The sequence below is a fragment of the Vibrio sp. 11986-1-5 genome (assembly GCF_963878025.1).
Lineage (GTDB): Bacteria > Pseudomonadota > Gammaproteobacteria > Enterobacterales > Vibrionaceae > Vibrio > Vibrio injensis.
Genome location: NZ_CAWNVW010000022.1, coordinates 133,854 through 147,795 on the forward strand (window position 1 = coordinate 133,854; position 13,942 = coordinate 147,795).

General features: G+C 41.0%; 9 protein-coding genes, 4 tRNA genes and 1 pseudogene. 7 read left to right on the plus strand and 7 right to left on the minus strand.

The window, feature by feature from the left end; genetic code table 11:
• Positions 1–102 precede the first annotated feature (102 nt).
• The 7 genes and pseudogenes from AACS00_RS06500 to AACS00_RS06530 form a co-directional block, all read right to left on the minus strand.
• Entirely contained in the window at positions 103–690 is a 588-nt protein-coding gene (locus AACS00_RS06500) for a hypothetical protein (RefSeq protein WP_198300426.1), read from the minus strand.
• Positions 680–2,632, minus strand: coding sequence for a hypothetical protein (locus AACS00_RS06505; protein ID WP_110166869.1), 1,953 nt, complete (start codon positions 2,630–2,632; stop codon positions 680–682). Before AACS00_RS06505 ends, AACS00_RS06500 begins: the two co-directional genes overlap by 11 nt.
• Positions 2,629–4,788: a hypothetical protein gene (locus tag AACS00_RS06510; RefSeq protein WP_110166870.1), complete on the minus strand. Its 2,160-nt coding sequence runs from the start codon at positions 4,786–4,788 to the stop codon at positions 2,629–2,631. The genes AACS00_RS06505 and AACS00_RS06510 overlap by 4 nt, the downstream gene beginning before the upstream one ends.
• A complete protein-coding gene (locus AACS00_RS06515; protein ID WP_088732578.1) occupies positions 4,788–5,972 on the minus strand; it encodes a site-specific integrase in 1,185 nt (394 codons plus the stop codon). The genes AACS00_RS06510 and AACS00_RS06515 overlap by 1 nt, the downstream gene beginning before the upstream one ends.
• Before the next feature lie 98 nt (positions 5,973–6,070).
• Positions 6,071–6,748, minus strand: a pseudogene (locus tag AACS00_RS06520) (3'-5' exonuclease); the annotation flags it as partial.
• A gap of 304 nt (positions 6,749–7,052) precedes the next feature.
• Positions 7,053–8,918, minus strand: coding sequence for an Lnb N-terminal periplasmic domain-containing protein (locus AACS00_RS06525; protein ID WP_072669236.1), 1,866 nt, complete (start codon positions 8,916–8,918; stop codon positions 7,053–7,055).
• Between the two features lie 128 nt (positions 8,919–9,046).
• Positions 9,047–9,529, minus strand: coding sequence for a DUF3015 family protein (locus AACS00_RS06530; protein ID WP_072669235.1), 483 nt, complete (start codon positions 9,527–9,529; stop codon positions 9,047–9,049).
• Between the two features lie 582 nt (positions 9,530–10,111).
• Between AACS00_RS06530 and uvrY the strand changes: the two genes are divergently transcribed.
• The 7 genes from uvrY (at position 10,112) to AACS00_RS06565 (ending at position 13,933) form a co-directional block, all read left to right on the plus strand.
• Positions 10,112–10,756 (plus strand): UvrY/SirA/GacA family response regulator transcription factor, encoded by a 645-nt coding sequence (gene uvrY, locus AACS00_RS06535; protein WP_072669234.1) that lies wholly within the window; start codon positions 10,112–10,114, stop codon positions 10,754–10,756.
• Positions 10,756–12,585 carry an excinuclease ABC subunit UvrC gene (gene uvrC, locus AACS00_RS06540; RefSeq protein ID WP_110166871.1) on the plus strand — a complete coding sequence of 610 codons (1,830 nt, stop codon included), beginning with the start codon at positions 10,756–10,758 and terminating at the stop codon, positions 12,583–12,585. The genes uvrY and uvrC overlap by 1 nt, the downstream gene beginning before the upstream one ends.
• Before the next feature lie 46 nt (positions 12,586–12,631).
• Positions 12,632–13,189, plus strand: coding sequence for a CDP-diacylglycerol--glycerol-3-phosphate 3-phosphatidyltransferase (gene pgsA, locus AACS00_RS06545; protein WP_072669232.1), 558 nt, complete (start codon positions 12,632–12,634; stop codon positions 13,187–13,189).
• Between the two features lie 350 nt (positions 13,190–13,539).
• Positions 13,540–13,613: transfer RNA gene (locus tag AACS00_RS06550), tRNA-Cys, on the plus strand.
• Positions 13,614–13,615: 2 nt separating this feature from the next.
• A tRNA-Gly gene (locus AACS00_RS06555) sits at positions 13,616–13,691 on the plus strand.
• 47 nt (positions 13,692–13,738) lie between these two features.
• Positions 13,739–13,825, plus strand: a tRNA-Leu gene (locus AACS00_RS06560).
• Between the two features lie 32 nt (positions 13,826–13,857).
• Positions 13,858–13,933, plus strand: a tRNA-Gly gene (locus AACS00_RS06565).
• Positions 13,934–13,942: the final 9 nt, after the last annotated feature.

A 13,942-nucleotide genomic window follows, 5' to 3' on the forward strand; every position in this document is an offset into this window, starting at 1 on the left:
GCACCAAGTCGAAAAATGGGTAACTGTCAGATCAGGTCTGAATTAGTACAAGTAAAACAATTCTTTTAGTTCTATTTTCTGATGCTTTTTGCGTAACATATATTATATGCCATGTTTCTTACTTGAGATGTTAATGGATTTTATTAACTGTCTATTTGTTTCGCGCAATTCAGCAACTTGATTTTGTAGAGTTTGGTTTTCGTGTCGTAACTCAGCCAGTTCATCAGATAGATTTTTGTGAGATTCAATTAGAGTGCAACCAAGTAAGGCTTCAGCAATCGCAACGTAATCGTGATTTCTATCAGTCTTAATTTGGTTCTTAATCAACTGGTTTTCCTTCCGAACCTCCTCTGCTGTTTTCCGGCGGGATACGGTAGATTGACGCTTTACCTGAGCTAAAGCGATTAATTGCTCGGTGTGGTCTGTGATCCACTTATGAAGATCTGGATTCTTCCGCTTGCTGATATTACTTTTGTCGCACTTAGCTGCAGATGCAACTTCCGAAGCAACTATCTTGCGATCTTTTCCTTCAGAAGTTTGTCCTGATTCGATTGCGGCTTTTTTGGCATCGAATTGTTTTTTTGCTTCTAAATAAAGCATTTTTTGAAGTGGAGTTGCAGAGGCAAGCCAATCAGGTTCATGTAGGGAGGAACTGCTCTTTTTTTCATACCTTAAAAGTCTACTCATCATCCATCGCCTTTAATCGAATCTCGCCTGTTCTAATATGTTTTCTGCTTGAGTCTGCTAGACGAGATAGCTCTGCAGGCAAAGCCTTGATAAATTCCTCGTGGGCGATTAGAGAGCGTTCTATCCCATTTCTCTGTAATTTGGTGTTACAGCTATGTGGGCAGCTACCGCATATTTCAAAAGAACGAGATTCTTCAACCATTATTATGCCTAGGTCTTTATTCCAACATTTTGCCAGACTCTCTTCACCTTTCCTAAGTAAGCAGTATCCCCACTCATCAACGGTAATTATGATACTCTCAGTTAAGCTTGCTAGCACAAAGTCAAAATCGTCGGTTGAAATAAGAAGAGCTTTTCTTAATTCATTTCGAGCACGTTTTGCCGCAGGACCATAAAAGCCTGATAAGGATTCATCACGGCTACCAATTCGACGTAAAATATCTTCGATATAAGCGAGTTCTATATCATCACGTTCACGTTCACGAAGTGCGTCTTCGTAATAAGATCTAATGAAATTGTCGGAATATCGATGTCTGAAGTGCTCAGTAATTAAATCTATGACTGCACCATCAAATCGACGAATGGTATATTCTGCCCAAAGGTGTCTTGCTTGGTGGGGCGTGGTTGTATTGTGGATTTTGGCCAGTTCGGGGTGTTGCTTGATAGTTTCACTATAAAACTTATCAAATCCGGATCGAATGGTAATATCTGGATGTTCTCCCCAAATTTTCTTGTCTAATATCTCGGAAAGTTTTGGCATTCTTTTGTTCTTACTAACAAAGCTGTGGGTCCTGAAAGTTCTGATAAATACAGGTGCGTTCTCTGAGACTTTATCAACATAGGAGCACTCGATGAGGGTGTCAACGGCAAGCACTGCCATGCTATGAAGATATCTTGGTGATTTTATCGAATGGTTCGTCTTGTGTATTTCATTGCAAAATTCCCAAGTACCATCAGGCAGTTTTTGAAAATCATTCGCCTTAAAGGTAACCCACTCACTTAGACGGAAGCCGCTCAAGACTAATAATATGTAACTTGCTGCATTGTAGAGTTGAACCACAAAATCACCCAGATTCCCCTCTGTAAATAGGTCTGGCGATTCTCCATCGAGTTTTTCTTCTAAGAGATCTTTAAGCTTTCTTATATTTTTCTTGCGTGGCCCTCTTGATGTTCCAGATCGAGGACAATTTCTGTTTTCTGGGAATAGATTTTCCCTTAAAGATAATATCGTAGTTGGATTTGTAGGTTGGTTTTCCCTCATGAAGTTGTAGAATGCTCTTGCGGCATTAGCTCGTTTCGACTTTAGTAAGTTTAACGCATGAGCCAATACGACCATTCCATTTTCGATAGGGATAGTTCCAAAAGTTCCGCCTTTCAGCCACGTAGCTAAAGTCGTACCAGATTGCTTTAGGTATGGTTCAAGAATAGCACCCGTAAATTGTCGAGTAACAACTACCCTTAGGCCGTCTATGATTGCTGAACTAGTGAAATATTGATATGAACGGTACAAGATATGCCTATAACCCTCTTCCTGACCATGATGTTTGACGCACTGATTACCGTCCTCATCTCTATATGTCATCACCTCCTTAATAAATTTAATAATATCTTTTTGGGTCCATCTAGATAAGGGTATGGTGGGGTTATTAGATTCCCAATACTCACAAAACCCCCGTAATTTGTTAATTATAGGATTCCAAGTTCCCAAATCACTAATTACTATTTTTTGTTGTGCATTAACGTAACCATCAGCACGTTTGAGGATAAATGACTGTGCCCAAACAATTTTATCATCGCTACATTTCCACTCCAGAAAATCAACTACCTTTATTTTTCCATCTTCATCCTCTAGGCACCAGAGAGGATCTCCAAAACTGTTTCGATATTGATTTGTAGAGGCGTTGAGATCAAATTGATTTGTTTTACTATGTTGATCAAAAATCATAAATTCTCCACAAATATAGGTGGTGAGGGAATTGCAAATTGTTCCAACAATTTCTTACCTTGTTCAATAACCAATGGCTCAAATTCGTTGAGTATTTCATCGACATACAGGTAACGAGATAGCATGTAGGCTTTTCTACGATTCGAAACGTATGTATCCTTTTTGAACTCTTTCTCTAACTCGGATTGATAAGAAAGCATGAGAGCAGCTGTAATAGGAATTTCCACTACTATTTTTTTTGATTCTAAGGTTACATCAGCAAAATATCCTGTCTTGTAGTTCGCCTCTGCACATTCATCAATAAAGTCGCCTAGCTTAGAGATTTCATCAGAATCAGGCTTGATCCCCTTAAAACCTAAAACTTTTCGAGCTTCTGACAATGACATTACATTTGTATCTGAGTTTGAAAGAACTGCCTTTATATTAAGCGCATCCGCAACCATTTCCTCACTGACAATCTCAGAAAACCATTTTCGCTCGTTAATTCTTGTTATGGTTTCACTTCTGTTGATATAGATATTTTTTTTGATCTCTGGTGTGTGTGCATCAAGTGCCGCCTCTACAGTACTTTGCCCATATCTCTCATATGCGCTTTGTTTTGTGCGTATATTTCGTTTTCTAGAATTAATTGCTACAGATTGCGCTACATATGAAAGAGAGATACTTTTCATTCCTCTTTTATGTTTGCCGTAGCTATTGTATAAAGGATCGTTGTGTTCGCAGATTTTGGTTAAAAGATCAATGAATGGTTTAGTTGTGGGATGTGTTCTAAATAGCCAATTTCTTAAATAAGAACCTTTGAGAGCTACAGAAAGATAAGGGTCATACTCAGTACCACAACGAAAAGTTAACCTTGCCTGAGTTGATTGCAACGACCTCCCAACCGAAAATTTCTGAGAATCTATTGAGCTACAAAACTGAATGTATTTTAAGTAGGTATGATGGACTAAAGAATTTATAGTATAGAGCCTTGAAGGATGCTCCTTTGCAATAGAGCGTTTTTTGCTAAAATCCCACGAACCACTGTCACCTGTGATGTAATAATTGTCTATGGATAGTTCAAACTGCCCCGACGGTTGTATTCGTTCACTTGCTAGGAGTAAGGATATTAATACTTCTTCTACTTTCGTAGGTTGGGATAATGATTCATAAGAAAGGTTAGAAAGCTTCGCGGCGCTTACAATGTTCCTCTTTTTCGCTACTTTGTAAAAATAGTCACTACTATTAGACCTCAGTGAACCATCACTATTTAAATGTTGCTCTAGAAATTCTTTCTGCTCTTCCTGAGTTATGGGGTCTTCACGGTTTTGTATGTATGAGCGAGTGTAACTACAATTTAATAGCATACGTTCTATCAGTAAACCGTCATTTGATGATGATATTGCATCCCATATTGGCTTAATATACTTTTGTGTTAAGTCAAATGATACTTTATATGAGCTATTAACTCCTCGTTCAATTAATTCTCGTACGTCTTTACTTAATTTAGGCAGTGATGATTTAGCTTCAATTATTTCTGGGAATGATAGTAAATAATCCCTCTGTTCGCTCATTACTTTTAGCATGACAACAGAAAAATCTCTGAGTGATTTAATTAATATTACATCATCATATTCTATTGACTCAATGAGGTCAGACAGTGCAGGTCTTGGCTTACTAGGGTTGCGTGAAATTTTGGGTATTCTAGTTTGTGTAGCTTTAACTCTTGCTATATGCTCTGGATCATTATTTTTTTGTTCTATGTACCACTTAAGTGCTACGTTAATTGTAGAAATACAAGAACTTATATTTTGTCCCTTTTTTTTTCTGTAGCTGATATAGTCTGGATGAATGCCTGTCACATCAGACATACGCTGCTCACCATAGTGCTTATCAAGAAAAAGAAATAAATTACTGAAATGATCATATTTATTTTTACGTGTATTTGGTGATTGGCTTAAAAAGTCTTCAGATTTACAATAGGAAATTAACGCTAAACATAAAGGATCGTTAATAAGCTTCGGAGGAATTGTCAGATTTTCAACTCTTGTTACTTTATCTTCTATGCGGCTATGCGAACTAAGAATAGAGATCCGTGCCGTCGTTGGATCGCTATTTAATGGGGCTATTTCAGCAGGAGCATAGTCAGACAACCAATTTTTGTTTTTATCTTTCATTACTTATCCTGTGTTGATATATCGAGCTCTGATTTGTTAGTCTCTCTACCTACCAGAATGGCTTCGACGGTTATATAGACCGATAAAGTTGATTTGTTAACATGCCCAAGGCGAATCAAAAGAAGTTCATTCGGGTCGGTTCCTGCCTCATAGGCTTCACTTACAAGATCAGTTGCATAGCTATGTCTTCCAGAATGGAAGCTCAACTCCCTGAGCGATTTCTTAGCAATTATGAACTTTCGGTCAGAATTTGAGCAGAAATCGTAATATTTGGATAGTAATGTTGGCATTGCTTTTTTTAGTGTGTCTTTGAACCATTTTGTCGCAGGAGTGCTGTCGCTAGAAAAAGGGAGTCCATCCGAACGGCATAAGAGCTCTCCCTCAGGCAGCTTTCGACGAGGACCATTTAGAAAGCGCTCAATTAATGCTACGTCGTTTTTCTTGATAACGATTGGTCGCTCTTTATTTCCTTTTTCAGAGATAATATCGATCTCTATTGAAGATTCACCACGAGCACGCATCTCAGCAATATTAGTACGCAACTCACCAGTGCTAAAATTTCCTGCTAGCGTGACTTCATGCGCTCTTAAACCACTGTTTCTCCCTAGGCGTATTCCAATGAGATTCCGAATTCGAGTGAATTTACTTTTTCCAGTTATATTTGCCTCAATGACCTCGAAAAGTAGCCGATCTATATATTGTGACTTGATCCTTCTTGGGGTGAGAGTGTTTGAAATTATACTTTTACGGGATCGGTATTTAAGATATGGGAAAGAGTATGCTGTGTGTGAATCTAGGATCGGTAACGTGTCACGAGCGAATAGATAAAATGGACGTATTGACGAAATTGCCCTTAGAATAGTTGATTCGCTATTCTCTCGTTCAGTTCTTAGGTAACCTAAATAGCCTGCTTGGTCATTACCAGTTAACAGCTTCCAATCTAAAGGAAATTGCCGTGGATCATTGGGGAATTCAAGGGTATTAAAAAAGAGAACTAAGTCACTCGCGCGATCTTTTTGTGTGCTTAACTTCACACCATTTGCTGATCCTAGAAGAAGATATAGGGAGGCAGGAACGTGGAAGTGTTCTTCAGTTCCAAATGGTATGTCATCACGAACTACAAAATAGGTATCGATAATACCAATTGCACTTCGAATCCCCGTGACTTTGATCTTTTTCCACATAATCTCTGCATTCATTTATACGATGTAGTGTTATGTTGACTTAAGCAGGTGGTTAAGAATTGGTCAATAAAAGATCGTTAAATATGCAGGTTCAGATAAACATTCCAGCCAATGATCACATCTGGGTCGTAACGTTGAAACCAATCGACTAAAGCACTCAGTAAGTGATATTCATCGGCAACCCATTGAATGGTGGTTTCAGCAGGTTGTGGTTGGCCGACCATGATCACGCGGCTGTCGATGGGGCTATGCAAACCGATGGAGTAGAGCAGGCCTTTTTCGGAGCATTCAATATCTAATGAAACCACGTGCAGTTGTGGTAAGTAGTCGGTTTGTCGGCATTTCGCTTGCCGAACTTGGCGATAGTTGTCGTAATGAGTTATCGCGCCCGTAAACTCAAGGCTACCTTGAATAAATCGCTCCATCAAATAGCGATCAGCCAATTTAATATCGGCTTCTAACGTCATGATATCAGCATGCTGGAGCGCTTGGGCCAGTTGAGATGCCTGATGATGGCTAGCAAAATAACAGCCTGCCAGTGGCTGCTGGTTAAAGTCTTTAAGTTGCAGAGGGCGAATATCTACCGTTATCTGTTGCTGAGTCGCGATGGCTTGACAGGCTTGGATCTGTGATAGCTCGATAAAGAAGACTGCTTGTTCACCTTCGATAATCAATTGTGTCGGGCCCTGATGGGTTGCCAGCCACAGCTCAATATGACTTTTGCCATTGATATCTCTTGCTTGACGAGTGAGAACAAAACCTGATTCGAGAGTCACGGTCAACCTTATTAATTGAAGCATTGAGATACCCTCTTCCAACGTGAAGTTGCAGGTGTATTGTCAACGTCACGTAGTTTTGGGTTATCACAAAAAAATAGCAGAAGATAATATCATCTTCTGCTATCAGCGTCAGGAGGCGTTGATGTTGGCCTATGTTCATGGGGATGATGAGAGTCATCCGTGGCTCTCATCAAAGGCCAGCCTACGGCTGTTCAAATTGGTTCCAGACACATTGGTCACTCACTTACCGCCTACCTGCAACTCCAATTGGTTTGGGTATATTGCAAGTTACATTTCGCTCTTAGTAATAAAAATAACCGGTGATTTTTGCGCTGATTTCTTCTTGTTGCCAATGCTGATAGCGAACTTCACTGCGCAGTGCCCAATGGCGAGCAAGACTCCAGTTCCAAGTCACATTAAGCTGGCTATGATGATCAGCATTACTGTTAAATAAAGCTAAGTATTGTCCTTGTAGCCCTAAACGGTGCTTATCTGCCGCTTGCCAGAGTAGGCCAGCCTCAATCCCCGCACCAGTAGTGAAACGATAATCGGTCAGTGAACCATGATTGAATGCCAATGATGCTAATCCATAGCCATGCAGACGGTTAGGATCGCCCCACGCTTGTCCATAACCACCTTGCAAAAACCATCGTCCTTGACGTTGTTGTTGACTCGGCTGACGGTCAAAGCCAATTCGCATATTCCATGATGCACTAGAGAATAGATTGTGATTTGGCGCTACCGTCATGGCATCAAGCAGATACAACTTTTCTAAACGAGTGGTGCTATTTTGGTCTTGGCTTAATTGCAGATCCAAAAAGCTAATTTGCGCGCCAGGAATAAAGCCTTGTTGAGCATCTAATAAGTCGTGATAAGCGGCGCGCCATTCAAGGTTTAATGCCGATGGAGTATGGTGCCAATATTGCCCACCAACCCCGAATCGCGCCGAACCATGCCCTTGTTCAGGAGAAAAAGCCGGTATCGGTACAGGCTCAAAAGGTGATGGGGCGTTGATTTGGCTACGCAGTCGTAACAATTTGGTTAGTCGCTGAGCTGTTGGATCGCGTTCCAAGCCTTGATCATACAATTGAAAATTAAGCCACTCATAGGCAAATTCATAAATGGTGGCTAATTCTTGCGCGTTAAATTGGTTAGGATCAGGGAATTGACCTTGGGTCGCCAGTTTTGCTGCTTGAAAAAGCTCTGGAGAGACTTGTTGTGATTGATGAATTAAACGTGTACCGAATGATTCTCGATAACGAGGGGTATCAATCAAGCCTCGTTTAGCTAAGGCGTTGACAGTATCCGATGGAATCGCTTGAAAGGGAAAGTCCTCAACCAGAAAAAGATCATCACGAGCCAATTCCAACAAAGCGAGCAGTTGGTAAGAGCAGTTTTCATCCAAGAAATAGTAATCAAACTCGGCGAGTTGCATTTCCCATAAATGCAGTAGCACTCGCTCGACCTCTTGCGCCGTTAAATTTAGAGGATATTCCCAAATATCTCGTGACTCAATGTCATTGTATTCACGCACTTTACGATAATAAGGCATTACAGTGAATCTGCCCGGATAAAAACCAAACAAACCTTTCATCGCATATAATGCAGGGTTGTCATTGCCTTCGGGTTCGGCGGCAAAATTAATTGCAAACGCGACCAGCTCTTGATGACGAGTTTGATCTTTCGCATCAATTCGTAGCAGGGTATGACCAAACATCGAAGAGGGATTATTCATAAACGCGGTAGGAAAAACCAAGGTCATTCCTGCAGGATCGAGTACGCTGCGCCAATTATCTAACTCGGGGCAATTAAGCTGAGCTTTGCGGCCTAATTGGGATTCTATCCATGTAAAACGTGCGGGATAACTGCAACGTGCTTGCTCTGCTATGGCAGGGTCAGAATGATAAAGTTTATCGAGTGTAGCTTGCAATTCGGCCTGTGGATTGGTTTTACCATTAGGTGCAAGGAAAAACGGTGTTGAATCGATGGTACTGCGATATCCTCCCCATCGCGGCAGATAGTGACCTAATTTTAGCCAATAGGGGTGTATCGCGAGCTCCATCGTATTCAGTTCGGAACTGGCTAGTACGGGGCGAGTTAATGCCATACTGAGTAAGAAAAACCCTAAGGAGCGCCAATGGCAACAATGTCTAGCAGAAAGTCTCATACTTATCGTGTTCGTTGGGGGCGAAAATAAATAAAGAGTGCCCTTATCGGGCACTCTAGAGGTAGCTTATTCATCAACCGAAAACTCTACCATTAGATTAGGTTTTCGCTTTGGTCAGGAATAAGCGATTAGATAGTATAAGCAGCAAGGGTTTGATCTTGAGCAACTAAAGCATTTAGATTAGTAAAGACTTCTTGTGAAGTCACGTTTTCAGATTGGAAAACGTTGGCAAAATTTTCTTTTGCTAGTTGATTAAATGCTGCTTTATCAGAAGCTTGAATTCCCCAAACTTCAGAAAGCGTTGCCAGTGTTTCGCCTTCACCACGTGCGATATCACGTGCAAGGTTATCAAGGTTACCATCGATAAATAGCGCAAGCTTTTGGGCAGAATTGATTGTGCCAGTACCATCACAACCTAATGTACCAAAAGTGATACCGAAGGTTTGGTTACCAGAAGTACCGTTAGTGGTTGCCCCCAGTACTTTAAACACTTTACCTTCCTTACCATCAAAGATCATGGTGCCGACACCACAACCAATATCAGAGTCTGCCATGACTGCGTTAGAAAAAGGGAGTGCTACAAGAGCGGCCACTGCGAATAGTTTTTTCATGTTTTATATCCTTAAGATTATCGTTTTAATATCAACCTATTCCAAATAGCGGTATCCGTTTCAATCGGGACAAAGAGTAATGACTCAGTGAGCAAATAATAAACGGTGTATATTCGAAATTAATTGACGGGACTTATAAATATATGAAATTGACTGCATTTTCAATCTAAAGTTACGACGCACTCTCAAAAAACGGTTATTTGGTATGATCTTTGTTCAGTATTAACCTTATTTGTAAAATAAAGGAGTGTTTTTTCATCATCTTCATATCGTGTGGGAATAAGGGAATATATTCTTCAATCATCACCATGATTGCTCTGCTTAATTGGATTTGGTTATGCTTGCTACTGATTGTTTGCTAAATTTAATGTTAGCGATTTATGGTGTTGAGTAGAAACGTTTTAATGAGAGCCTAATTGCCTATTAAACTGCACAGTTTGTAAAAGAAATACTTGCCAAACGTGTGCTTTCGGCACATATTCATTGGCAGCGAGCTAGCCATTTAGGTTAGACTAAGCGGCCATGCTGCATCTTTAAACACGATAAGATGCAGAGCGAATAGATAAGTGTGGAGATACAAGTTTGATAAGTGTTTTCCTTGTAGATGATCACGAGCTGGTTCGCACAGGGATACGACGTATTATTGAAGACGTCCGTGGAATGAACGTAGTAGGGGAAGCGGATAGCGGTGAAGATGCAGTAAAGTGGTGTCGTAGTAATCACACTGATATTGTATTAATGGATATGAATATGCCCGGTATTGGTGGATTGGAAGCCACTAAGAAGATTTTGCGTTTTAATCCAGACGTAAAAATCATTGTGCTCACTATTCATACTGAGAATCCGTTCCCAACCAAAGTGATGCAAGCTGGTGCTGCTGGTTATTTGACCAAAGGTGCCGCGCCCGATGAAATGGTGAACGCTATTCGTATTGTGAATAGTGGCCAGCGATATATTTCTCCTGAAATCGCTCAGCAAATGGCACTAAGCCAATTTTCACCTGCCTCTGAAAATCCGTTTGCTGGTCTATCAGAACGTGAGTTACAAATCATGATGATGATCACTAAAGGCCAAAAAGTAACCGATATTTCTGAGCAACTTAGTCTTAGCCCTAAGACAGTCAATAGTTATCGTTATCGTTTATTTGCTAAACTAGATATCAATGGCGATGTTGAGTTAACTCATTTAGCCATTCGACATGGGATGCTCGATACAGAGAAGTTGTAGTGGCTGATTTCGATTCTGCTTCCTTTTTAAAAAATGTCACCCATCAGCCCGGTGTGTACCGTATGTATAACACTGAGGCTGAGGTGATTTATGTTGGTAAAGCCAAAGATCTTAAAAAGCGACTGTCTAGCTATTTTCGTAGTAAAGTTGATAGTGAAAAGACTCGCGCTTTAGTCAGCCATATCAATAAAATTGACGTCACGGTAACGCATACTGAAACCGAAGCGTTGATCCTCGAACATAACTACATCAAGCAGTATTTGCCCAAATATAATGTGTTGCTGCGGGATGATAAATCTTATCCTTATATCTTTATTAGTGCGCACAAGCATCCTCGTCTCTCTTCTCATCGCGGTGCAAAAAAACGCAAAGGTGAGTATTTTGGCCCTTATCCAGATTCTGGTGCGGTGCGAGAAACGTTACACCTGATTCAAAAAATATTTCCAGTGCGGCAATGTGAAGATACCGTGTACAGCAATCGTGTTCGCCCTTGCTTAATGTATCAAATAGGCCGCTGTGCGGCTCCTTGTGTGAGTAGCCTTATTTCTGATGCAGATTATGCCGAGTTAGTGAACTGTGTACGGCTGTTCTTGCAAGGAAAAGATAAGCAAGTTTTGGAAGTGTTGGTTCGAAAAATGGAGACGGCTAGTCAAGCATTACGTTTTGAAGATGCGGCAAAGTTTCGTGACCAAATTCAAGCGATTCGCCGTGTCCAAGAACAGCAGTTTGTGGCTGAAGATTCACAAGATGATCTGGATGTGCTTGGTTTTTCGCAAGAAAAAGGGCTGGCTTGTATCCATATTTTAATGATCCGTCAAGGTAAGGTGTTGGGGAGTCGTAGTTTTTTTCCAAAAATTCCAGCCAATACTGAATCGCAAGAAGTATTCGAGAGCTTTTTAAGCCAATATTATCTCAATCATACTGATAGCAGAGTCGTTCCCAGTCGGATCATCCTTAATCAGGGATTACTAAAAGAGACTAAATCATTACAGCAGGCATTGAGTGAATTAGCTGGGCATAACGTTTATTTTCATGTGAATCCGACCGGTACTCGTGGCCGATACTTGAAGTTATCAAACACCAATGCCTTGAGCGCGATGACCAGTAAGCTGAATCATAAGATGACCATTCAGCAGCGTATTAATGAGCTGCAGCGTGTATTAGGTATAGAGAATATAGCTCGTATGGAATGTTTTGATATCTCTCATACTATGGGAGAAAGTACGGTTGCTTCTTGTGTGGTATTTAATCAAGAGGGGCCAATCAAAGCAGAATATCGCCGTTTTAATATCACTGGAATTACTGGCGGTGATGATTACGCAGCCATGGCCCAAGCTTTAGAGCGTCGTTACGCAAAGCAATTGGATGTGGATAAAATTCCGGATGTGATATTTATTGATGGTGGTAAAGGTCAGCTCAATCGCGCGTTACAGATCATTACTCAATGTTGGCAAGATTGGCCGAAGCGGCCACAATTGATTGGTATAGCAAAAGGGATTACTCGTAAACCTGGCCTTGAAACATTAATCACCACTGAGGGCGATGAGTTTCATTTACCTAGTGATGCGCCTGCATTACACCTTATCCAACACATTCGCGACGAAAGCCATAATCACGCTATTACCGGACATCGTGCTAAACGAGGTAAAACTCGACGTACCAGTACGTTAGAAGGAATTGAAGGCGTGGGGCCTAAACGTCGGCAAGCTTTATTGAAATACATGGGAGGCTTGCAAGAAATTAAGCGTGCGACTGTTGAAGAAATCGCCAAGGTGCCGGGTATTAGTCACTCTTTAGCAGAAATTATTTATCAAGCATTGAAACCATAGTCAAAATGCAGCACCATTAACGCGCCATTGATCAGAGCCTACTATTATGCGTTTAAATATTCCTAACATCTTGTCGTTGTTGCGACTTTTTCTCATCCCTGTCTTCATCGTTGTTTTTTATTTGCCTTATAGTTGGTCTCCCTTTGCGGCTGCCATGATCTTTTTTGTTGCAGGTTTTACCGATTGGCTAGATGGCATGCTGGCGAGAAAACTTGGCCAAACGTCGCGTTTCGGTGCGTTTATTGATCCGGTTGCTGATAAGGTTCTTGTCGCTACTGCGCTGATTTTGATCACCGAGTATTATCATTCAATATGGATAACCATCCCCGCGGTGACCATGATTGGCCGAGAAATTATTATTTCTGCCTTAAGAGAATGGATGGCTGAAATCGGTAAGCGCGCTAGTGTGGCTGTTTCTTGGATTGGTAAAGTAAAGACCGTCAGCCAAATGTTTGCATTGTGGATTTTGATCTGGCGCTACGACCAATGGATGGTTTGGTTAGGATTTATAGCTCTGTATGTCGCGACTATTTTAACGTATTGGTCTATGGCACAATACTTAGCAGCGGCGAAAAATGATTTGCTAAATGAAGAACATCACTAGAAAAGCGGGCATTGGCCCGTTTTTCTATTTTTGAACACCGACGAGTTGGATGTCTACTGAGCTTGGTTGCGATTATTTTTTATCACGTGTTTCTTGTTGATTAATTATCGTCGATTACGGATTGATAGCAGCTAATCAAAAATCTAGTAAAAGTAGATTTTTGCTTGTTATGTTCTGGATAAATAGAGACTTTTTGCTAAAAAAATAAACAAAAAAACCATTTTTGAATGCAAAGTAATCAAACGATTCAAAAAGCAAAAAAATTCTATTGACTGATCGCATCGAATCCGTAGAATGCATCCCGTACTCAAGAGCAACGCGATAAAGAAGCAAGCGGTTTGAGTTTCGAAGGCGTGTTGGCAGAGTGGCCATGCAGCGGATTGCAAATCCGTGAACCTCGGTTCGACTCCGGGACGCGCCTCCATTGCGACACTAGCTCAGTTGGTAGAGCGCAACCTTGCCAAGGTTGAGGTCACGAGTTCGAACCTCGTGTGTCGCTCCAGATTATATTAGCATGGCAAAAGCGGTGCTAAATTAAAAGATTAGTGTGCCCTGGTGGTGAAATTGGTAGACACAAGGGATTTAAAATCCCTCGACTTTCGAGTCGTGCCGGTTCAAGTCCGGCCCGGGGCACCATTTTTAAATAGTGATGAGATCACTTACTTAATGCGACACTAGCTCAGTTGGTAGAGCGCAACCTTGCCAAGGTTGAGGTCACGAGTTCGAACCTCGTGTGTCGCTCCAAAATAAAAA

Bases quoted from the DNA above. Each gene is read 5' to 3' on its own strand.
- AACS00_RS06500 (WP_198300426.1), bottom strand. From the start codon at position 690: ATGATGAGTAGACTTTTAAGGTATGAAAAAAAGAGCAGTTCCTCCCTA.
- AACS00_RS06505 (WP_110166869.1), bottom strand. From the start codon at position 2,632: ATGATTTTTGATCAACATAGTAAAACAAATCAATTTGATCTCAACGCC.
- AACS00_RS06510 (WP_110166870.1), bottom strand. From the start codon at position 4,788: ATGAAAGATAAAAACAAAAATTGGTTGTCTGACTATGCTCCTGCTGAA.
- AACS00_RS06515 (WP_088732578.1), bottom strand. From the start codon at position 5,972: ATGTGGAAAAAGATCAAAGTCACGGGGATTCGAAGTGCAATTGGTATT.
- AACS00_RS06525 (WP_072669236.1), bottom strand. From the start codon at position 8,918: ATGAGACTTTCTGCTAGACATTGTTGCCATTGGCGCTCCTTAGGGTTT.
- AACS00_RS06530 (WP_072669235.1), bottom strand. From the start codon at position 9,529: ATGAAAAAACTATTCGCAGTGGCCGCTCTTGTAGCACTCCCTTTTTCT.
- pgsA (WP_072669232.1), top strand. From the start codon at position 12,632: ATGCGTTTAAATATTCCTAACATCTTGTCGTTGTTGCGACTTTTTCTC.